The sequence below is a fragment of the Idiomarina sp. A28L genome, from assembly GCF_000218785.1.
GTDB lineage: Bacteria > Pseudomonadota > Gammaproteobacteria > Enterobacterales > Alteromonadaceae > Aliidiomarina.
Genome location: NZ_AFPO01000011.1, coordinates 26,087 through 48,477, shown reverse-complemented (window position 1 = coordinate 48,477; position 22,391 = coordinate 26,087). Strand labels below are relative to the sequence as shown.

Annotated in this window: 15 protein-coding genes; 7 read left to right on the top strand and 8 right to left on the bottom strand. The window is 46.1% G+C overall.

From position 1 onward, the window contains the following. Positions 1-5: 5 nt before the first annotated feature. On the bottom strand, positions 6-1,748 hold the full coding sequence (gene msbA, locus A28LD_RS03290) for a lipid A export permease/ATP-binding protein MsbA (protein WP_007419643.1): 1,743 nt from the start codon (positions 1,746-1,748) through the stop codon (positions 6-8). A 57-nt stretch (positions 1,749-1,805) separates the two neighbouring features. Continuing rightward, positions 1,806-4,346, bottom strand: coding sequence for a DNA internalization-related competence protein ComEC/Rec2 (locus A28LD_RS03285; RefSeq protein ID WP_007419642.1), 2,541 nt, complete (start codon positions 4,344-4,346; stop codon positions 1,806-1,808). Between the two features lie 82 nt (positions 4,347-4,428). On the opposite strand from A28LD_RS03285, the gene A28LD_RS03280 reads away from it, so the two are divergent. Next, complete coding sequence (locus A28LD_RS03280) at positions 4,429-4,983, top strand: DUF2062 domain-containing protein (protein WP_007419641.1); 555 nt, start codon at positions 4,429-4,431, stop codon at positions 4,981-4,983. 1 nt (position 4,984) lies between these two features. On the opposite strand, the gene A28LD_RS03275 is transcribed toward A28LD_RS03280, so the two are convergent. Genes A28LD_RS03275 through A28LD_RS03265 form a run of 3 tightly spaced genes read right to left on the bottom strand, consistent with a single transcriptional unit; the run spans position 4,985 to position 8,164 of the window. After that, positions 4,985-6,223 carry a lipoprotein-releasing ABC transporter permease subunit gene (locus A28LD_RS03275; RefSeq protein WP_007419640.1) on the bottom strand — a complete coding sequence of 413 codons (1,239 nt, stop codon included), beginning with the start codon at positions 6,221-6,223 and terminating at the stop codon, positions 4,985-4,987. Next, positions 6,220-6,924, bottom strand: a complete 705-nt coding sequence (lolD, locus tag A28LD_RS03270; RefSeq protein ID WP_007419639.1) for a lipoprotein-releasing ABC transporter ATP-binding protein LolD — start codon at positions 6,922-6,924, stop codon at positions 6,220-6,222. The genes A28LD_RS03275 and lolD overlap by 4 nt, the downstream gene beginning before the upstream one ends. Continuing rightward, positions 6,917-8,164 carry a lipoprotein-releasing ABC transporter permease subunit gene (locus A28LD_RS03265; protein WP_007419638.1) on the bottom strand — a complete coding sequence of 416 codons (1,248 nt, stop codon included), beginning with the start codon at positions 8,162-8,164 and terminating at the stop codon, positions 6,917-6,919. The genes lolD and A28LD_RS03265 overlap by 8 nt, the downstream gene beginning before the upstream one ends. A 172-nt stretch (positions 8,165-8,336) precedes the next feature. Between A28LD_RS03265 and mfd the strand changes: the two genes are divergently transcribed. Next, positions 8,337-11,813 carry a transcription-repair coupling factor gene (gene mfd / locus A28LD_RS03260; RefSeq protein ID WP_007419637.1) on the top strand — a complete coding sequence of 1,159 codons (3,477 nt, stop codon included), beginning with the start codon at positions 8,337-8,339 and terminating at the stop codon, positions 11,811-11,813. Positions 11,814-11,832: 19 nt separating this feature from the next. Next, positions 11,833-13,029, top strand: coding sequence for a DUF2803 domain-containing protein (locus tag A28LD_RS03255; RefSeq protein ID WP_007419636.1), 1,197 nt, complete (start codon positions 11,833-11,835; stop codon positions 13,027-13,029). A 135-nt stretch (positions 13,030-13,164) separates the two neighbouring features. Here the strand turns inward: A28LD_RS03255 and acnA are convergent, their stop codons facing one another. Beyond that, on the bottom strand, positions 13,165-15,882 hold the full coding sequence (gene acnA, locus A28LD_RS03250; protein ID WP_007419635.1) for an aconitate hydratase AcnA: 2,718 nt from the start codon (positions 15,880-15,882) through the stop codon (positions 13,165-13,167). A 228-nt stretch (positions 15,883-16,110) separates the two neighbouring features. Here acnA and A28LD_RS03245 point away from each other — a divergent pair, with 228 nt between their 5' ends. From A28LD_RS03245 to A28LD_RS03235, 3 genes are all read left to right on the top strand, one after another. Further along, positions 16,111-17,445: an alkaline phosphatase family protein gene (locus A28LD_RS03245; RefSeq protein ID WP_007419634.1), complete on the top strand. Its 1,335-nt coding sequence runs from the start codon at positions 16,111-16,113 to the stop codon at positions 17,443-17,445. Between the two features lie 64 nt (positions 17,446-17,509). Beyond that, positions 17,510-18,370, top strand: a complete 861-nt coding sequence (gene tesB / locus A28LD_RS03240; RefSeq protein ID WP_007419633.1) for an acyl-CoA thioesterase II — start codon at positions 17,510-17,512, stop codon at positions 18,368-18,370. Positions 18,371-18,374: 4 nt separating this feature from the next. Beyond that, entirely contained in the window at positions 18,375-19,250 is an 876-nt protein-coding gene (locus tag A28LD_RS03235; RefSeq protein WP_007419632.1) for a DUF1028 domain-containing protein, read from the top strand. Here the strand turns inward: A28LD_RS03235 and A28LD_RS03230 are convergent. Beyond that, positions 19,206-20,201 (bottom strand): hypothetical protein, encoded by a 996-nt coding sequence (locus A28LD_RS03230; protein ID WP_007419631.1) that lies wholly within the window; start codon positions 20,199-20,201, stop codon positions 19,206-19,208. The two genes, A28LD_RS03235 and A28LD_RS03230, sit on opposite strands and share 45 nt — an antisense overlap. 107 nt (positions 20,202-20,308) lie before the next feature. Between A28LD_RS03230 and A28LD_RS03225 the strand changes: the two genes are divergently transcribed. Beyond that, positions 20,309-21,292, top strand: a complete 984-nt coding sequence (locus A28LD_RS03225; RefSeq protein ID WP_007419630.1) for a phospholipase A — start codon at positions 20,309-20,311, stop codon at positions 21,290-21,292. Positions 21,293-21,328: 36 nt separating this feature from the next. On the opposite strand, the gene A28LD_RS03220 is transcribed toward A28LD_RS03225, so the two are convergent. After that, positions 21,329-22,381, bottom strand: coding sequence for a threonine aldolase family protein (locus A28LD_RS03220; RefSeq protein ID WP_007419629.1), 1,053 nt, complete (start codon positions 22,379-22,381; stop codon positions 21,329-21,331). Between the last annotated feature and the right edge of the window lie 10 nt (positions 22,382-22,391).

Genomic DNA, 22,391 nt, shown 5'->3' with positions numbered 1-22,391 from the left:
TCTATCTAATCACCAAATTGCATGTTGTAAAGTTGCGCATACGCACCTTCTTTATCGAGCAAATCAGCATGGGTACCCCGCTCCACAATTTTACCGTGGTCGAGCACAAGAATTTCGTCTGCTTTTTCAATTGTTGATAACCGATGAGCAATCACCAACGATGTGCGATCTTGTTGTAAATTATCCAAAGCTTTTTGAATATGCCGCTCCGATTCAGTATCGAGCGCCGAAGTGGCTTCATCTAAAATCAACAATGGCGCATCACGCAGCAACGCTCGAGCAATCGCAATTCGTTGCCGTTGGCCACCCGAAAGCATTACGCCGTTTTCACCAACAATCGTATCTAACCCTTGCGGTAGCTCATTGATAAACTCATCGGCATACGCCAGTTTTATCGCCCGCTGAATATCTTCTTTACTCACTTCGCCACGGCCGCCATACGCGATGTTGTTGGCGATAGTATCGTTGAATAAGGTTACATTTTGTGAAACCACAGCAAATTGTCGGCGCAATGATTTTAATTCATATTCACGAATATCAACGCCATCTAACTCAATCGAGCCGGTTTCATAATCGTAAAAGCGGGTTAGTAAGTTGGAAATAGTAGATTTACCGCTCCCCGAACGCCCTACCAACGCTATGGTATTGCCCGCAGGCACTGTAAAGCTAACGTTATTCAACGCAGGGGCATCGGCGCCACCATATTTGAAGGTAAGGTTCTTAACGGTTAATTCACCGCGAACACGGTCAGTTTTCAACGAACCCGTATCTTTCTCTTGCTCTTCATCAAGCACCTTAAAAATACTCGCCGCAGCAGCTAAGCCCCGTTGAAAATCAGCATTTACATTGGTCAGCTGCTTCAATGGCCGGAGCAGCATAATCATTGCCGTCAGCAAACTAGTAAATGCACCAGGCGTTAACTGCTCAATCATCGTAGGAAAACTGGCGATAAATAACACCGCGGCCAAACTTAGCGATGCAATAAACTGAATCACCGAAGTGCTCACAGTACGAATATTGATTAACTTCATATTCTGTTGGCGAGTTGTGTTATTCACCGCCTGAAAACGCTTAGCTTCGTGCTCCTGGCCTTCAAACATAACAACCACTTGATGGCCATTAATCATTTGTTCAGAAGTCGTTGTAACATTACCCATGGCGGTTTGAATTTTACCGCTCACTTCCCGGAACTTCCGTGAAACAACCGATACAACCTTGCCAATTACGGGTCCAATTAGAAAGAACACCAACGAAAGCTGCCAGCTGTGATAAATCATTAAACTCAGCAAACCAATAACAAAAGCACCTTCACGAATCATAGTGAGAATCGCACGGCTTGTTGCTTCCGCCAGTTGCTGCGAATCGTAAGTGATTTTTGATATTAGATCGCCGGTCGAAACTTTATCGTGATAAGAAACCGGCACACGCATCAAATGCTCGAAGAGCTGCTGCCGCATTGTGGTTACAATATGAAAGCCCACGTAACTCAAAAAGTACGTAGAAATAAAATTAAATACGCCGCGCAGAATAAAAATAAACGGCACGAAAATCGCAGCATAAACCAACACTGTAGAGTTACTGGCACCCAAGCCCTGATCAATTAAGGTTTTAATATGAGCAAGAAATAAGGTATCTACCCCTGCATAGCCAAGCATACCGATGATGGCGACAGCGAAAGGTAACCGATAAGGCTTCAGGTAGGAGAGCAGCCTGCGAAAATTCTTTTTGCGATTAATTTGCGAATCCATTGGAATCCATTTATTTACAAAGACGCCAGCATTGTAACCGGAATTTTATCCATTTTCCTAGTAATCCACTTCGTTCAGCAGCGTTGAATACCATCGGCGCCTTATTTGCTCACGAAATGTACGAATATTTACCCCTTCACCATTGAATATGATGGATATTTGACCAGAGCGGCCAGTGTCGAATAGCGGAACTTGGGCTTTTTCAAGCCTTTTTGTAACATCGGCATGCGGCATTTTGAAGTGATTTCGATAGCCCCTGCTTACCACAGCCACTTGCGGGTTTACTGCCGCTAAAAATTCAGCTTGTGTTGATGTTCTAGAGCCATGGTGCGGAAGTATTAGCACATCACTTTGTAAACTATTACCGTAGCGCCCCACCATTCTCAGTTCTGTTTGCCGTTGAATATCACCGGTAAGCAAAATACTTTGGCCGTTATACGTCAACTGCAACACACAACTATCATTATTGGGCCCAAACGAAGGGCCCGGCAGGGGCGCTAACGCCTTTATTCGCACTCCTTGCCACAACCACTGCTGCCCCCAAGCACAAGGCCAACTATCGCCAGCTTGATGCTGCTCAGGAAACTGCTGCGGCAACCAGCCCCAATTTTCCCCTTCTACGGTATGAAACCGCGAACGTTGCATAGAAAGTTGCGGCCATTGCGTAAGTAAGCTTTGCACACCACCAGTATGATCTTGATGATCATGAGAGATAATCAACCACTCGGGCGTTAATTGGTGGTAATTCAAAAAGGGTATTAGCGTTGTTTCACCAATGTTGCTGCCAAATCGAAAGCCCGGCCCGGCATCGAAGATCATAGCCTTGCGACCTCGCTGCACAATAATCGCGGTGCCTTGCCCTACATCAAGTGCATGTACCGCAAAATTATGGGCTGGAACCGGTTTAAAAAACACGTGAATAAATGGCAAACAAAGTAGTGCTACCGCTAATCGTTGTAAAAAAGCAGCTGGCCAAAACCAAAGTAATAGTAGTAACAAAAATAGCCAACCAAAGCGTTGATCAAGGCTGCTCCACCAATGGTTAGGTAATTGTCGGCTAACCTCTAATGCATAAAAAACCATGTGCAGCACGATATCGGTTAACCTTAATAAAATCGGCAGCAGCTCGTGTAGAACCCAACTCGAAGGAATCGATAGCAGCAAGGCAACCACAACTAAACATAAGGGTAATATTAGTGCGCTAAAGATTGGCAACACTACTAGATTAGTGAGCGGAGCTATCCAAGGTAAGCCTTGAAAAAACAACACCGCAAAGGGCGCTAAGGCGAGAGTTAATACCATTTCAAGGGATAGCAGTTGCGAAAAATAATACCCCAACTTCGATTCGCGCTTGCCGTCTTCATGGCTATTCGCAGATACGGCAGGTAGCCATGCCGGGCCACGCCATTGCCAAATGAAAATTGCGCTTACGGCGCCAACACTTAACCAAAATCCTGCATCAAGCCATGCTAGAGGATCAAGGATTAATACTAAGCCTATACACCTCAGCAACAAACGAAGTGGCGGCAGGCGCCAAGCAAACCAGCGGCTAATGCTAAAAATGAACACCAGCAAAAATGCCCGCAATGTTGATACTGCAAACCCAGCCAGCGCGGCATAGAACAAAGCTAAAGCAAGGGCGAAAAGGAGTGCATATCGATCAATAATCGGTTGTGGTGGGCGCTCGGTAAAACTTTTTAGTAAAAGGTTCATACGGCCTGCCGTTAAACCCATTACCCAACTAAAAGCCGCGATCACAGAACCGATTAGAATGCGCCCTAACCACCAAGAAGTTGCGAACACTAGGGTAAGATGCAACCCAGAAATAGCCATTACGTGCGCTAGCCCTGTTTCTTGCAGCAATTGCCAGCGCGGCGGCTGAATCCACTGGCGATCGCCTATCATAAGCGCCAGCATAATATCTTTATAAAACAGCTGTTGTTCGGCCAAGAACTGATAAACTTGCAACCGAACGCCGCCACTCGAATCATAAACGCGCTCTGCACTTTGCACTGAGCCGGTAAAATAAATACCTTGGCGCAAAAGATGCGCTTGAAAGTTATATCCACCCTCATTTAAACGCCCTGATATTGGCTTTATTCGTGCCGAAACCCGCCAAATATCGTTCGGCTTTGGTAATTCGCCCTCAGGTTGATACCAATACAACCGAATTTTGATTCCCTTTACCGCGCCATCAAAGCGCCAGCGCCAACCTTCATCTTGAGCTATCCCTATGATTTTTAAATCAAACTCTACCGGCTGTTCAGTTTCAATTAAGGAATAGCCAAGCGTGGCTTTGCTTTGTATGTAAACATTTTCAATATGCTTACTATTTACATTGAATAAAGCCCACCAAATACCGCACAATAGCCCGGCTAGAAAATAGAAAATATTTGCCCTTGAAAGCAGATAACTTCGGTATTTTTTTGTATAATTTCGAATCTGATTCAAACAGCAATACAATGGAAAGGCAGCAGCAAGGATAGCCCCAACTACGATTATTCCTGTAATTACGGAAAGCCAGCGCGGTTGTAGCCATACAGCACATAACGCTGCAGGAATAAAGCCTAGCAACCAGGCATCGGGGTAAGTTTTCATGTGTGATTTCAGCGTCCATGCTTGAAGTCAGGTGGTCACGGATACAGCAAATACTATGCCTAGAAAATTTTTAAAGCGGTTCATGCCTGATATTCATAAATTGAATGAATATGGCGTGTTAAAGCCTTTTGGTAAACTAGCCCATAATACGAACTTGTGGCATTTAAATCGGCGCTCAGCGGCTGGTGGGTTTGCTGTTGGCGTATTTATGGCTTTTTTGCCGGTTCCCTTTCAAATGTTACTTGCCGCCGCTGCTGCTATCTTCTTTGGTGTTAATCTACCGCTAGCGGTGGCAATGGTTTGGATTAGTAACCCGCTAACCCTCACACCTATGCTTTATGCTTCCTATCGCCTCGGCAGCTTTCTTTTGAATCAGCCACCACAGCCTTTCATTTTTGAACTTTCCTGGGCTTGGTTTCAATCCAGCATTTCCACTATTGTACCGCCACTGATACTCGGCTCATTAGTATTAGGCAGCCTAGCCTCAGCAATAACCTACTTTTTGGTGCGTAGAATATGGCGGCAAGCAGTGCAAAGCGCTTGGAATGAACGCTTAAAACTTCGTAAAGCACGCTTTTTAAAACTTAAAGAAGAGCTTGTTGAACGCCAAAGAAAACTAAAAGATAGCGACGATTAGCTTATTGCCCACGCAAAGCTTGTACAGGTGTTAGTTTTGCTGCCTGCCATGCTGGATACAAGGTAGCTAATACGCTGGTTGCTATCGCTACCCCCGCCACCAAAAACACATCGCGTACCGAAACATCGCTGGGAATACTACTGATAAAATAGAGCTCTGCCGGCAGCAACGAGAAATTCAAAATCTGTTCAAACCAGCCTAACAATTGCGGCAATAAAGCCGCCGCAACAGTGCCTATTGCACTGCCAAGCAGCGCCCCAACCACTCCATTTAAACTTCCCTGCCACACAAAGGTTGCCACAATAAGCTTTGGTGTTGCGCCCATGGTTCGCAATATCGCAATACTTGCCTGTTTTTCCCGAACCACCATAATCAATGTTGAAACAATATTAAACGAGGCTACCGCAAGAACCAGCACCAACACCAGATACATTATTGTACGCACTAGCTGAATATCACGGTAAAGGTGCCCTTCAGTGCGGGTCCAATCATGAATGAATGCATAGTCTGTAATATCGCCTGCAACTTCCCGAGCAATCCGCGGCGCATCGTATACGTTGTGCAATGCTAACCTTACACTTGCAGCTTCGGTAGCAATTTTGGCTGCGCTCTGCCCTGTGGCTAAATGAATATAAGCTTGCTGAAAATCAAGCTCTCCGCCCATGGCGAAAATGCCTACTATTTCAGAATTTATACGCTGAGGTGCACTCAGTGCATTGCCTTGTTGCAACTGCGGAATAATTAAGTTGATGCGGTCACCGAGGCCCAACTGCAATGCATCCGCTAAACCTTTACCCAATAAAATACCATCGGGATTAGCTACAAAATTTCGCCATTCATCCGCTGGTAAATAGCGGGTAATACCAGAAACTGCAGGTTCCAAATCGGTGTTAATCGCCCTTAATTGAACACCACGAAAACGGCCCGGCTGCTGCACCATAGCACTTAGCTTAATTGCTGGTGCGGCCGCTTTTACACCGGGGTGTTGCTCCGCCGCAGCAACAATTTCTCGCCAATCTTTTAGGCCACCCTGCGCGGCCTGATATTCCACATGCGGAACCATAGAGAGAAAATCAGTTTCTAAAGCTTTTTGAAAGCCATTCATCACCGAAAGTAAAATAATTAAAATGGCACAGGCTAAGCCAATACCAATGGTAGAAGAAGCCGAAATAAAACTTAAATAACGCGTTTTTTCTCTACTTTTGCGAAAGCGGCGGGCTAATAAAAACGGCAGGTTCATGCATTACCCTCGAAGGCAGTTTGCAGTTTACCCAAATGCAAATGCAGTTGCCGCGGTAACTTCTGCGCCAATTCTGTATCGTGGGTAACTACAATAAACGCGGTGCCGAACTGTTGGTTCAGATCCAACATTAAATCGTAAATAACCGCCGCAGTTTCCTCATCTAAGTTACCGGTAGGTTCATCGGCTAACACGATGGCCGGATCGTTCACTAAAGCGCGAGCTATGGCAACACGTTGCCGTTCGCCACCCGATAACCGAGCGGGCTCGTGGCTTAACCTGTGGCCCAAACCTACTCGCTTTAGCAGGGCTTCGGCTTTTGCCTGTGCTTTAGCCATGGGCCAACCGGCTATTAACAGCGGCATAGCTACATTTTCAACAGCCGTAAACTCGCTTAATAAATGATGAAATTGATAGATAAAGCCCACATGTTTATTTCGCCATTGGGCGATTTCATTTGCGCTTAATACACTTGGGGTTACTCCCGCAACCGATATCTCTCCGGCATCCGCATTATCTAAACCACCGAGAATATGCAACAAGGTGCTTTTCCCCGATCCTGACGAACCTACAATAGCTAAAAGTTCACCGGTACCCAGTTCAAGTTCGATATTTTCTAAAACGGTAACCCGCTGTTCTCCATCGGCGTAACTTTTCTCTAAGCCGCGCACATGAACTATCGCTTGTGGTTTATTATTCATAACGAAGAATCTCTGCTGGTTGCATACGCGCGGCTCGCCACGCAGGGTAAAGTGTTGCTAGAAATGTAAGTACAATGGCAGCGCACAAGATTTGGAAAATTTGCCAACCATTCATCACGATCGGTAATGTCATACCTTGGCTAAATATATCCACACCCACAATGTTCAACACACCATTTAAACTGAAACTAATCACCACGCCAAGTAACAAACCAAGCAAGCTTCCCACCACCCCGCTATACATTCCTTGCAGGAGCAATGTTTGGTAAAGCCGCCGCCGCGAGAGCCCCAGGGTTTGCAGCACCGCAATATCGCCACGTTTATCTTGAATAAGCATCACCAGTGCCGAAACCGCATTAAAGGCAGCTACGGCAACAATCAAACCTAACATGATCATCATCATGCCTTTTTCCATACGAACTGCCGCGAACAACTGGCCAAATCGCTGTTGCCAATTATCGATAACAAAATCGCTTTTACTTTCACCAGCTAAAAGCTGTTGCTGCAAGCTTTCGGTAATGCCCCCCGCGGCGAATGCATCATCAAGCCACAGCCTTAGCCCGGTTACATGCGAAACTGGGTAACGAAATAGGCGCGCGGCATCATCGCCGTGCAAAATTACCATTTGCGAATCAACATCGGCCCCCACTTCAAAAGTGCCGGCAACGCTGAATTGGCGCTGCGAAGGCATAACCCCAAGTGGGGTATACTGCTGCCCTTTCGCGGAAGTAATACGAACTCTATCTCCTACTTGCACATCAAGTTGCCGCGCCAACGGCCTACCTAAGAACACCCGGTACTCGCCTGAACGAAGGGAACTTAAGCTACCTACTAAAATATGTTGATTCAAAATGCTATCGGCAGGTTCAGATTCTGGGTAGATACCTTGCAGCATAACCGCTTGCATGTAGCTGTGGCCTTGCACCAAACCTTCCGATTGCACATAGGGGCTTACATGATGCACGCCACGCGGCCACTGCCATGCTTCGCGCTGTTGTTGCCAGTTTGCCATTGCTTCGCCATTTTTTGGCGTAATCGTTACTTGTGGCACTACACCAAGAATGCGGGTTTTCAATTCATTTTCAAAACCATTCATAACTGAAGTAACAATGATCAATGCCATTACACCCAGCATAATGCCGGCCATTACAAAATGGCTTATAAAGCGCGTGAACGAAGAGCGCGAGCGAGAACGGCTGTAGCGCAATGCGAGAAATACCGAAACCGGCAATTTGATCATGAATTGGTGTTCATCCGTAAAAAAACTGTGATATCGCAAGGATAATGTGAACCGGCTTTCGGTACAACCTGCCCGAGCGGCTTCGCTTCAGGTATAATAGCGCGAGTGTTTTATGCATTCGCCTTTTTTGTTTTAGTACACCAGTGCGCAAGTGCGCGGGAATTCTGTATTCATGAGCCAAATTTCGCTACTTCAACCACCTTTTCCAGAGCAAGCCGGTAAAGAATTAACCTGGCGCCATCTTTCCGGAAGCAGCACCGCACTTGCCGTTAGCCAATTACTTAAACAGCAACCTCGGCAAATACTGTTGGTTACTACCGATACGCCATCGGCCTATCGTTTTGCCCAAGAGCTGAAATTTTATACACCCGAATACGCAGATGAAATTCAGATTTTGCCTGATTGGGAAACCTTGCCTTACGATAATTTTTCGCCGCATCAAGATATTGTTTCTGAGCGAATTCGTGTTTTAGCAAAACTCCCACAGCAACAGCATGGCATTTTAATTGTTGCACTGAACACACTGATGCACCGTTTACCACCCGCTTCTTTTATTGCCGGCCATAGCTTGTTACTGAAAGCAGGTGAAAAACATTCGTTAGAATCGCTGCGTATGCAACTCGAACGCGCCGGCTACCGCCATGTAAACCAAGTTATGGAACATGGTGAATACAGCGTTCGTGGCTCTATCGTTGATTTATTCCCAATGGGCACAGAAGCGCCTTACCGTATTGATTACTTCGATGATGATATCGATAGCATTCGCCAATTTGATGTGGATTCCCAACGTTCCGATGCGCCCATTAATGAAATAGCGCTATTACCAGCACGTGAATTCCCCACAACTCCCGATGGTATTGAATTGTTTCGCCGCCAATTTCGCGAACAATTTGAAGCCCTCACAGCAAAAGAATCGATTTATCAGCAGGTTTCTCAAGGTATTATGCCGGCAGGTATTGAATATTATGCGCCGTTATTTTTTACCGAAACATCAACATTATTCGATTATCTGCCCAGTGATACCCTATTGCTCACCCACGGTGATTTGCAGGGGCAACTTCGTAAACTTTGGCACGATTTAACCTTTCGTTATGAAGATAGGCGTTGGGATAAGCAAAAGCCAATTCTGCCACCCATGCAGCTGTTTATGGCCGATGAACAAATATTCCAAGCCTTTAAACAATATCCGCGTATTCGCCTAGGTGTTATTGAAGGGCAGCGTTCTCCCGGCCCGATCGATTTCAAAACCCGGCCGGTAAGCGATATTGTGATTGATGGTAAACAAAAAGAGCCATTAGCGAAAGTACAAGCCCACGTGGAAAAGGCAGCGGCGAAAGGTGAACGGGTTCTTTTCTGCGTAGAATCAGCAGGCCGCCGCGAGAGTATGTTGCAGCTTTTAGGCAAAGGTAATATTCACCCCACTGAAGTAGAATCGTTCTCGGCCTTTATCGAAAGTGAATACGATCTGGGCATCATGATTAGCCCGCTAGAACACTCATTTTTTGCAGAAATCAGCCAAGATATAAGCCTATGGCTAATTACCGAAGCAGAATTACTCGGCCATCGCCCGCCACAGCGTAAGCGCCAAGATAAACGCAGTGCGCAACAAGCCGATGCACTCATTAAAAACCTAGCAGAACTCTCGATTGGCCAGCCTGTAGTGCATATCGACCATGGTATCGGCCGTTACGAAGGCCTTACTAGCCTCGATGCCGGGGGTATTGAAACTGAGTTTCTAACCCTTGAATATGATAACAACACTAAATTATTCGTTCCGGTTTCATCGCTACATTTAATTAGCCGTTACAGTGGCGGCGATCAAGATAAAGTGAAGCTCAGCAAACTCGGCAACGATAGCTGGGAAAAAGCGCGCAAACGTGCCGCCGAAAAGGTTCGTGATGTGGCCGCTGAATTGCTCGAAGTATATGCGCAACGGGAAGCAAAACCGGGGCATCCGTTTACTATCAGTGAAGAAGATCACGAACGCTTTGCGGCTGGGTTTCCATTCAATGAAACCGATGATCAACTCGAGGCCATTAACGCTGTTCTCAGCGATATGCGTAAACCGAGAGCCATGGACCGCTTAGTATGCGGTGATGTTGGCTTTGGTAAAACTGAAGTGGCCATGCGCGCTGCATTTACTGCCGTTAACGATGGCAAGCAAGTAGCGGTGCTCGTGCCCACTACTCTGCTTGCGCAGCAACACTATGATAACTTTCGCGATCGCTTCGCCGAATGGCCAGTGAGCATTGAGCTACTATCACGGTTTCGAACCGGGAAGCAAACCAGCAAAGCGCTCGCTGATCTTGAAGCCGGTAAAGTTGATATCGTTATTGGTACCCACAAATTACTGCAACCGGATATTAAATTTAATGATCTTGGCTTGTTAGTGGTAGACGAAGAGCATCGTTTTGGCGTGCGGCAAAAAGAACAAATTAAGCGTTTACGCTCTGATGTGGATATTCTCACGCTTACAGCCACGCCTATTCCGCGCACCTTGAATATGGCCATGAATAATATTCGTGATCTTTCTATCATTGCCACACCGCCTGCTCGCCGTTTAGCGGTGAAAACCTTCGTGCGCGAATACGATAAGGCCACAGTGCGTGAAGCCTTGCTTCGGGAAATTCTACGCGGAGGCCAAGTTTATTTTCTGCACAATAATGTAGAAACCATCGAACGCACCGCTGAAAACCTGCGAGAACTAGTTCCAGAAGCGCGTATTCAAACCGCTCATGGGCAAATGGGCGAACGCGAACTAGAAGCTATAATGTCCGATTTCTACCACCAGCGTTTTAACGTACTGGTGTGTACTACTATTATTGAAACGGGTATCGATGTTCCCAGTGCTAATACTATTATTATGGATCGCGCCGATAATCTTGGTTTGGCTCAGTTGCATCAACTTCGTGGCCGTGTCGGACGTTCCCATCACCAAGCATACGCATACCTGCTTACCCCCAACCCTCGGCGCATGACTAAAGATGCCGTAAAGCGGCTTGAAGCCATTAGCCAATTAGAAGATCTTGGTGCAGGCTTTGTATTAGCTACTCATGATTTAGAAATTCGTGGCGCCGGTGAATTGCTTGGCGATGATCAGAGCGGGCAAATTGAAAGTATCGGTTTCAGCCTCTACATGGATATGCTAGATGAAGCCGTTCAAGCTTTGCGTGAAGGCAAAGAGCCTTCTCTTGATCAACTGCTTAAACATCGCACAGAAGTTGATTTACGCATTCCAGCATTGTTGCCGAATGATTATATTGGTGATGTGAATATTCGTTTATCTATGTATAAACGCATCGCAGGCGCTGATTCTGAGCGTGAACTCGATGAACTGCAAATTGAGCTTATCGATCGCTTCGGCCTGCTACCTGATGCAGCGAAAAACTTGTTCCGAATCGGTCAAATTCGATTAATGGCCGATCCGCTAGGGATTCGTAAGATTGAGGTTGGGCCTATGGGTGGGCATATCGATTTTGCTGATCGTACGCCCGTGCAGCCAGAAACTATCATTGCTATGCTGCAAAGCAACCCGCAGCGGTTTGGTATGGAAGGCTCGCAACGGTTGAAAGTTCGCGAGGCGTTTGCTGATACCCAGGAGCGGATAAAACTGGTACAGTCGATTTTAATGACATTAGCTAATCGCTAGGTTTTGGAGAAAGGCATATATGAAATTTTCAACCCGCTGCGGTTTCTTCGCTATGGTTGCCATATTCGCGAGCATGAGCAACCAAGCGTTTGCTGAAGAGATTACCGATCGCGGTTACCGTTGGTTCGAAATTGAAGTAATGGTATTTCGTTACACAGAAGTAAGTGATGCGGATCCTGAACAATTTCCTCGGCAAGTAATTCCATTCAATGCTGCTGCAAGCCGAGATCTGCTAAGCGAGAGAATTCGTCTTGATTTACGTGGTTATGTGAATGCGCTACCAACGTGTTCAGGTTCAAAAAGTTGGGTGCCGATACTACGAAAAAACATGCTCACTCCACAGGTATTAATTGCAGAATACGAAAGTTATTCCAGCAGTTCTTTTTTCTGCCGGCGCTTGCCACATCTGCCTCTAGTGGCCAGTTGGTATCAAGGGCAAACAGAGATCTATTCTGATATGCCCCACGCTATGCCAGTTATTATGAGCGGAAGAAAGAAAGGAACGCGCCAGGAATTATTAAAAGCCGAAACTCCATTTACTGTGCATATTGATAACTTCCGTTTTCAGCGATTACGCCGTGCATTCGAACAACGCTCAGATACGGAAGTTCTATTACATACAGCTTGGCGACAACCGGTTTTCAATCAGAATGTAGGCCGTAAAATTCGCCTGTTTGGTGGTAAAAACTTCAGTAATGAATTTGACTATGCGGGATTTCCAGTAGAATCTTCAGCCCGAGATCAAGTAATGCAAACTCTTCATCTGGCGCGAACAGCCCAAGAAGAAGGTAAAGAAGATGTATTTTCGAGCATTGATTACGTGTTCAACGCCATTGATAGCCAAAAATTTCAATTTGTTGATTACCGTAACGCCGAGCAAGATTTACCGGTGCGGCCAATGCAACAGCCAGCGGGAACACCGAAAGATGTTTGGCAATTTGATGGGCTATTGGATATTTATTTGATCGGTAACTATTTGCATATCGATACCGATTTTAGCCTACGGGAAGTAACCTTATTAAACCCAACCGTGCGCACTCCAGAAGAGCAAATACAAGATTTCATTGCTGAAAGTGATGATAGCTTAGAGTTTTTGCGGGCATACCCTTTAAAGCAATTACGCCGGGTTATTTCGCACGAAACTCACTATTTTGATCACCCGAATTATGCTGTTGTTATTGAAATTCGGCGCACCGAACTTTCCGGCCGCAGATAGCTTCTGGCCGCGAATAAATAAGCCGCGCTCGTTTTCGCGATTTCAAATAATAAAAAAGCTCGGTGTTTTCACACACCGAGCTTTTTGCTATCTAACCTAGCGGAACGCTAGCCTGAATGCTTGCGGTATTGGCAATTACTCAGCTACTAGCTGGCGTAAAACATAATGCAATATGCCGCCACTTAAGAAGTAATGAACTTCATTTAGTGTATCGATACGGCACGTTAGCGTAAATTTCACTTCTTCACCGTTATCTTTCTTCGCTACGGCATTAATTTCCTGCCCAGGTTTAATATCTTTATTTAAGCCACTCAGCGATATGGTTTCACTACCATCTAGGCCTAGGTTCTGTGCACTATCGCCTTGCTTAAATTGCAATGGCAACACGCCCATACCCACTAGGTTAGATCGGTGAATACGTTCATAACTCTCAGCAATTACCGCAGAAACACCGAGTAAACGCGTCCCTTTCGCAGCCCAATCGCGGCTTGAACCGGTGCCATATTCTTTACCGGCAAGCACTACCAGCGGCGTTTTATCGTTTTGGTAACGCATTGCGGCATCGTAAATCGACATTTCGTCGCCCGAAGGCATGTGCCGCGTTACTCCACCTTCCGAACCTTTAACCATTAAGTTTTTAATGCGAATGTTGGCAAAAGTACCGCGCATCATCACTTCATGGTTACCACGGCGTGAGCCATAAGAGTTAAAATCTTCTACAGCAACACCCTGCTCTTGCAAATATTTACCAGCGGGTGAATCTGGCTTAATTGCCCCTGCTGGAGAAATATGATCGGTAGTAATGGTATCGCCAAACAACGCTAAAACCCGCGCCGAATCAATATCTTTCGGCTCTTCCGCCGGCTTATCAATGCCGATAAAGAACGGAGGGTTCGCCACATAGGTAGATTCTTCTTTCCACTCGTAGGTAAGGCTATCTGGAATTTCCAATGCCTGCCAATGCTCATCACCATCGAACACCTGCGCATACTGCTTGCGGAACATACCACTCACAACCTTCGCTACCTCGGTTTTAATTTCGGCAGTAGTTGGCCAAATATCTTTCAGATAAACTGGGTTGCCATCTTTATCATTACCCAACGCATCTTTATTTAAATCCATTCGGGTGCTGCCCGCTAGCGCAAAGGCTACCACTAAGGGTGGCGATGCTAACCAGTTGGCTTTCACTTGCGGGTGAATGCGGCCTTCGAAGTTGCGGTTGCCCGAAAGCACCGAAGAAACCACTAAATCGCCTTTATCAATAGCGGTGGCAACATCATCTGGCAATGGCCCAGAGTTACCAATACAAGTAGTACAACCATAGCCTACAAGATCAAAACCAAGCTTATCGAGATAGGTATCAAGCCCAGCAGCTTCCAAATAATCAGTAACTACTTTCGAACCCGGCGCTAACGATGATTTAACCCAAGGTTTACGTTGCAAGCCCCGCTCAATCGCTTTTTTGGCAACCAAACCCGCCGCCATCATTACGCTTGGGTTCGATGTATTGGTACACGAAGTAATAGCCGCAATCACCACATCACCGTGGCTAAGCTTGTGCTCGGTTCCTTCTATCGGAACGGTGGTATCGGTGCTTAAATCAGCGCGGCTAAGCGATTCTTTACCGCCCATTTCTGGGTCTTCCGCTACCTTTATTGATTCCAATAATAAGTTAAAGCTCTCGCTCAATTGGCTTAGTGAAACCTTATCCTGTGGCCGCGTTGGCCCCGCTAATGAAGGTTCAACAGTGCCCATATCAAGGGAAAGCGTATCGGTAAATACCGGCTCGTTCTTATCATCACGCCACATACCTTGCGCTTTTGAATATGCTTCAACCAAATCTATGGTTTCTTGATCGCGGCCAGATAATTCAAGGTAGGTAAGTGTTTCTTCATCAACCGGGAAGAAGCCACAGGTAGCACCATATTCCGGCGCCATGTTGGCAATAGTTGCACGGTCAGCCAGCGGCAAACTCGCCAAACCAGAGCCATAAAACTCTACAAACTTACCAACTACGCCTTTTTTCCGCAGCATTTGGGTAACCGTAAGCACTAAATCGGTAGCGGTAACGCCCTCTGGCAGTGCGCCCTCGAGGCGGAACCCAACTACTTCTGGAATTAGCATCGAAATAGGCTGGCCCAACATGGCCGCTTCCGCTTCAATACCACCTACGCCCCAACCGAGAACGCCGAGGCCATTGATCATTGTGGTATGAGAATCAGTACCTACCAGCGTATCTGGATACGCAAAGGTTTTGCCATCTTCTTCACTCGACCACACAACTTTTGCTAAATACTCTAAGTTTACCTGATGGCAAATACCGGTACCCGGCGGCACTACGCGGAAGTTATTAAAGGCCTTTTGCCCCCAACGTAAAAACTCATAGCGCTCTTTGTTGCGCACCATTTCTATCTTCACGTTTTCTTCAAACGCTTCCGGGGTAGCAAATTTATCTACCATCACCGAGTGATCAATAACCAGATCTACAGCGGATAACGGGTTAATTCTATCGGCAGGAAGGCCAGCTTTAGCAACCGCATCGCGCATTGCCGCCAAATCTACTACCGCAGGAACACCAGTGAAATCTTGCATCAATACCCTGGCTGGCCGATATTCAATTTCTTTATCCGATTTTCGTCGCTCAAGCCACGCAACCATTGCCTTGAAATCTTCAGGCTTCACGGTGCTGCCATCTTCATTACGCAACAAATTTTCTAATAGAACTTTAAGGGAAACCGGCAACTTATCGATATCGCCTAATGCTTCAGCGGCTTTCGGTAAACTGTAGTAATGAAACTCTTTGTCCCCTACCTTTAACGAGCTAAGGGTGTTCAAACTATCTTGCCCTGCCATAATGCATTCCTTCTTGGTGTTAGTACTTATCTTTTAAGCTTGGGCTTTATTTCAAAAAATTCAAGCTATAGCCACTATATACACCTTTAATAACCCAATACAAACAAAACACTGGTAAACATTTGGGAAGCTTTGTTTCATGCAATTGTCACTAAATATTAGTATACTGATACGCTAAATTTATGCAGCAGCAGTAACCCTAACGCAGCTTTAGCAACGGTGGTATTCATGGCATTTACAGATTTACGTTCGCAACAACAAACTAGCGCGCAGAAAAGAACTTGGTTCAACACCGCTATCGCGGCTCTCCTAATAACCACAGCGGCTTTCACCCAAACAGCGGTTGCCCTACAAGATTCTGAAGAGCAACAATGGCATGAGTTAGAGCCTACCGTAATTCTGATTTCTATTGATGGCACTCGCCATGATTATCTCGACCGTTACTACGCCCCGAATTTAAACCGTTTAGCCAACGCTGGCGTGCGCGCAGAACACTTGCAGCCGGTATTCCCGAGTAAAACTTTTCCAAACCATTACTCGTTAGTTACTGGCCTACACCCAGAAAATCACGGTATTGTTGAAAACAGTATTTATGATTCAGAGTTTGATGCTGTTTTTAGAATGAGCCTAGCCCACGAAGTTTCTAACCCGCGTTGGTGGGGTGGTGAACCAATCTGGGTTACCGCAGAATTACAAAACATGGTTGCTGGAACCTTCTTTTTCCCGGGTTCAGAAGCCCCAATTAAAGATACACAAGCTACTTACTGGTTCCCATACGATGGCAGCGTTGATAACCGCGAACGCGTAAATACGGTAATTGAGTGGCTAGAAAAACCGCAAGCTGAACGCCCACAAATGATTACCTTATATTTCAGCGATGTTGATTCCGCGGGCCATGGCTACGGGCCGGGTTCGCGTGAAGTAGGCCAAGCGTTGCGCAATATTGATGATGAAATCGGCCACTTAATGGCGCAACTTGAACAACGTGGTTGGTTAAACAGCGTTGATATTATGATTACCGCCGATCACGGCATGGCGCGAGTTGATCAAACTAAGCATATGATTATCGATCAAGCCTATGATTCCGAACGTGCTGAACGGGCGTTGTATTCACGTGAGCTCGCGCATATTTTCCCGAAAGATGGTGAACGCGATAATATTGTTGCAGAACTAAAGGCAAACCTGCCTCATGCACAAGTATTCACTAAAGATACCATGCCTGAGCGCTTCCATTTTACCAATAACAATCGCATTGCCGATATCCTCGTTTTAGCAGATCCGGGTTGGATATTTGTGCGCGAATTTTGGCTCGATAATATGGCAACAGATGCCGATTTCTATCGCCCACGCGGCAGCCATGGTTACGATAATGAGCACCCAGATATGCAAGGCATCTTCATTGCCCACGGCCCAAGCTTTAAGCAAAACAGCAACGTGGGCCCTGTTAAAATGGTGGATATCTATAATGTTATGACTACCATTTTAGATTTAGAGCCAGCCGCGAACGATGGCAACCCAGCAGTAGTGCCTATGCTATTAAAAGAACACCATGAAGCGCAGTAATTTGCCTTTCAGAAGTTACCAATAATGTTAAGAAAGAAGTGAAATTAGTTTACAAGGAAAATGAATGAGCAAGGTATTGGATGATTTATTAAACCTTTTGCACCTAGAGCCTATTGAGCAGGGAATTTATCGTGGGCAAAGCCAAGATTTGGGCTTTGCTGCGGTTTTTGGTGGCCAAGTAATGGGGCAAGCGCTCTCCGCAGCAAAAGAAACCGTTGCCGAAGAGCGTGCTGTACATTCATTTCATAGTTATTTTCTGCGCCCCGGCGATGCTTCAAAACCTATTGTTTACGATGTTGAAAACATTCGTGATGGTAAAAGTTTTTCTACTCGCCGAGTAAAAGCGATTCAATTCGGTAAACCTATTTTTCATTTAACCGCTTCGTATCAGATTCCCGAGAAAGGTGCTGATCATCAAAGCTGCATGCCCGAAGTGCCGGGGCCTGAAGGGTTACCTTCCGATTTAGATATCTATCGGGAGCATTCCGAGCTCATTCCAGAAGCTATTCGCAGTAAATTTACGAGCGAAAAGCCAATCATGATGCGTTTTGTTACGGAATATAATCCTTTTAAACCCAAAGCTTGCGATCCGGTGCGTTATGTTTGGATTAAAGCGAACGGCACCCTGCCCGATGATCAGCGCGTTCATCAGTATTTGCTCGCGTATGCATCCGATTTTAATTTTTTGCCAACCTCCATGCAGCCACATGGGAAAACATTTGCCGATCCGAAAATTCAAATGGCAACGATCGATCACGCTATGTGGTTTCACCGCCCATTTCGCATGGACGATTGGTTGTTGTATGCTATTGATAGCCCAACGGCGCAAGGTGCTCGCGGTTTGGTGCGCGGGCAAATATTTACTCGCGATGGCATTTTGGTTGCATCTACCATGCAAGAGGGTTTAATTCGAGAAAGGAACTAAGCAAATGATTGCCACCTACACGTTAGCAGTGCGAGATCCAGAAACTGAAAGCTTAGGTATTATTACCGCTTCTAATTTTCTAGCCGTAGGCGCTCTAGTGCCTTGGATCAACGCGCGTGCTGGCTTGGTGGTAAGCCAAAGCTTTGCCAACCCCGATGCCGCAGGCTCCGCTCTGGAATCGTTACGAGATGGCCGTAGCCCTGAACAAGCGCTCGATGATTTTTTAATTGCCGATGATCGGGCAGCGGTTCGGCAAGTTGGGATTATGAATAGCACAGGAAAAGTGCACTTATACACCGGTTCTGAATGCACACCAGCATCAGAGAGTGTTAGCGGCGATAACTTTTTTGTATTGGGCAACATGCTGATTGCTGGCACCACCGAAGCAGTGGCAAGTGCGTATACTAAAGCACGCCATGATGGCCTTGAGCTTGGCACCGCTATGATTAAGGCCATGCTTGCAGGCCAGCAGCATGGTGGCGATCTACGCGGTAAATTAGCCGCAGCCATGCTCATTAAGCGGCCGCATGGTGGTTATTTAGGTGATTCTGATACCGTGGTGGATTTACGCGTTGATGCCGCCGCTCGGCCACTTGCCGAATTACGCGATTTATACAGCGTATTCAAGCTCTACAATCCACAACTGTTCGATTTCCGCATGCTTGAGCTAGCACAATTAACCGCCGCTGATTTGCGAGTAATCGATGATCTCTTGCTGCAACTGAGCCCGGATGATCCGGTAACACTCGAACAACCAAACGCCGTGGCTGAATTGCTAGAGAAACACAATTTAGCTAGTAATTTCGATGTCAAAAAACTACAAGTAAGCTCACTCCTACTGAGCGAGGCCACCGGCTTTCTTCGCCTTACGGCGCTGTGAACGATTCAGCTTATTGCCTTCAAAATCTGGCCAATTATCAACTTCAAAGCAATCTTCATCGCGCACAAAGCGCGTTACCATTTCCGGTAGCGGGCTTGCGGAAATATCTTCTGGTATTCGATAGCATTTCAATTCACTGAACTGTGATTGCAAATCAGGCACTTCGCCGGCTGCTACCACGTAAAGTTCACAAAAATCTCCTGCCTTTCGATCCAATCTTATTTTCCGATCGCTGGTATGTACTTCAATAATTTGATCATCGCCAATCACTATCGATGGGTTCTCTGAGCGCACTCCATTAATAGGGCTTTCTTTTATCTTTATGCGAAAACGGCTCGGTACATAGTTATATGGCAGCGGGTAAAACGAATCACCATTGAGCATGAGAGGAAACGTATTCATTGGGTACAGCTTACCCGAGGCGTTTTCTCTACACTTTTCATAGGTGCGAATAAACGCGGTAAAACGCAGATTATATAGATGCAACGAAGAGGAAATATAAAAGTGAATATTTAAAAAACGCTCGCCGTTTTCTTCATCAACATCACACATGCTACGAAAAACAATGTTATCGCGCTTTAGTACAAAAAACTTGTAGATAATAATACCCAAGAACAACGAAGGCGATAGTAATGATAACGTAGCTAAAAAGGCTCGGATATTTTGATACATGAATCGATCTGGCAAGCTCCAATTCGGCTCTTTTCCAAACAGTTCCGTATAAATAAAGTAAATGTAGTTGATTCCTTGGCTACTATCGCCCGTAATAAGCACTAAGGCGGTTGCAAGTAAAATCGCGATGGCCGCATTGATGGCAATATAATCAAGCGCTAAGCGGAGAATAGAACGCGTAGCAATGTATTGCCGAATCTTAAATTTTTTCTGCGGATGCTTTAATTTGCGGCTACGCTTTAGAGTGCTTCCATGCTTTTGTTGTTTAGAAAAAGCCACGATAAGGGTCCCTTAAATACTATGTTTATTATTATTTTTCTGGCATTTTATAAACTCTAACGAATTCATTAGTGAAGCGCCAGCATCAATCCCACAAGGAAGGCAGTATGATACGCAAACATAATTCCACTTTATCTCGAACGGCCAAGTTTAGCCGGCGTTCATGTATTCTTGCAGGTGCCCTATTTTTAATGGCTACTGGCTCGTTTGCTTATGCCGAAGAAACCGATAGCCGCGAAAGCGAAGAAGCAGAAGAGCGTATTAATCCGAGTGATTTTATCAGCAAGTTCTGGGAGCTTGAGCAAAAAGATAAGCGGGGTACGTTTGTTATTCGTACTTTTCTACCGAATTTCTTTTTACCTGCGCACTACACCAGTTCAGTTAATAAGCAACCTACCAGCCCCAGCCGCGGCGACGCACCGGAACAACCGAATTACGGTTCGCTTGAAATAAAACTACAAATTTCCTTGCGCACCAAACTATGGGAAAACCTATTGTTACCCAATGCTGATTTATGGGGGGCGTATACACAAGTATCTTTGTGGCAAGGGTATGATAAAAAAGATTCACGGCCGTTTCGCAGCACTGATCATAACCCCGAGGTTATTTATACAGTGCCAATTCCTGAGCATTTCGATATTCTTCCAGGCTCAGCACGCCTGCGTATGGTTCAGGCAGGTTTTGCCCATCATTCAAATGGCCAAAGCGAACCACTTTCACGGAGCTGGAATTACACCTATTTAGGTGGTGTTGTTGAATATGGCGAATTCATGATTGAAAGTAAGTGGAAGCAGCGCATTAATGAAACCGGCGATGATGATGATAACCCTGATTTGGTGCGGTTCCGCGGCAACGTAGAAACCCGTGTTTCTTGGTTGCCTGGGCGCAGTACCGCCAGTATTACCCTGATTACCCGTGATTTTTCCGCTAACCGTGGCTCTATTCAGTTTGATTACACTTATCCATTAGGGAAGCGGCCTGATGGCATTCGTGCGTATTTGCAGTTGTTTTCCGGCTATGGCGAAACATTGCTGGATTACAATCATCGGCAAAATCGGATAGGTATTGGTTTCTTGCTATTGAACTTTTAAAAGCTCTTGGCGTTCGCTGATGGCAATAACGAGCACTTAAATCAAGGCAATTAGTTGTTTTAAGTGCGCCAGCCAAAACGCTACCGGCTGCGCCATAGCATTGCGCCCCACTGGAATCTCACAAATTTGCCAGCCATCAGCTTCAGCCCTAGGTGCTGGCAGTACTTCAATACCGTGCTGATCACTATAAGCTTGAATCGCATCCACAAGGCGCTGTTTATCGGCTTGAATATGCAGATGAAACATGGCTACTTGCGGTGAGTTTGGGTTAATTCGAATGTTGGGTAATTGCGCAAAAGCACTCGCCAACTCACGAGCGTATTTTACCGCTTCAGGAATACTCGCTAAATTTTCTTGTAAGCCAAGCTTTGCCGCCAGTAAATAAGGAAACTGCGAGTAGAGATTGCCGCCCGCTCTGCGCGCCCAAATGCGGGCATCTTCAATAAAGTGCTCTTCGCCCACCAACATTGCACCAGAAATACCCGCTAAATCTTTGTAAAAACTCACGTAAACCGAATCGGCTAATGCGGCAATTTCAGCCAAACTGCGTTGATAATATTCTGGGCATTGCCACAACCGAGCACCATCAAAATGCACGGCAATATTGCGCTCTCGGGCCCAAGCCACTTGCTCGCTCAACGCTTCCCAAGTAGGCAACTGGCCACCAATTTCGCGGGCCGGAAGTTCCCACACCATTGCGGCGATAGGATGTGGCGGCAATGCTTCTAAATCAGCAAGCTGCCATACCCGTTCAGGAGCACCAACTAGCAGCGCATCAAGGCCCCATAAATGCTGATAGCCCTGTTGTTCATGTAGCAATAAATGCGATGTTGGGTGCAAACCGATATGTGTGCATTGCCGTTGCTCGGCATATATTTTTAGGGCTAGCGGCTGCGCTAAAGTGCCGCTTGGCAAAAATAACGCCGCTGGTTTGCCCAGCATCGAAGCCACTTCTTGCTCGAGATCGTTAATTAAAGCGCCCTTTCCGTAACAATCACGCTCGGGTACTTGTTCAGCGGCGAGCGCCAACGCACGTAGTGTTTCTGCCATGCTTCGGGCGGGTTGCCGCAACATTGATATTCGTTTCATTCAGCAACCT